Consider the following 388-nt stretch of genomic DNA (forward strand, 5'->3'; position numbering starts at 1 on the left):
CTTATCGCAGATTAGCACGTCCTTCATCGCCTCTGACTGCCAGGGCATCCACCGTGTACGCTTAGTCGCTTAACCTCACAACCCGAAGATGTTTCGTAAAACACCGCCGTGTCGTGAAAATTTGAGAAACTCGAACACACCCTTTTTCATTTCTTATTACGGAGAAATGAAACAGTGTGTCGTTTCAATTTTCAGCTTGATCCAGATTTTTAAAGAGCAAAACTTCTTAATGCACTCGAAAATACATTCAGGAGTTCATCATTCATCAGACAATCTGTGTGAGCACTGCAAAGGCAGGTTCTTTAAGGTAAGGAGGTGATCCAACCGCAGGTTCCCCTACGGTTACCTTGTTACGACTTCACCCCAGTCATGAATCACAAAGTGGTAA

1 rRNA gene is annotated in these 388 nt (G+C 43.8%); it reads right to left on the reverse strand.

The features are described from left to right. Nucleotides 1-308 precede the first annotated feature (308 nt). Nucleotides 309-388, reverse strand: a 16S ribosomal RNA gene (locus NNO04_RS22625); the annotation flags it as partial.

It is taken from the genome of Citrobacter sp. Awk 4 (assembly GCF_028069725.1).
Classification (GTDB): domain Bacteria; phylum Pseudomonadota; class Gammaproteobacteria; order Enterobacterales; family Enterobacteriaceae; genus Citrobacter_D.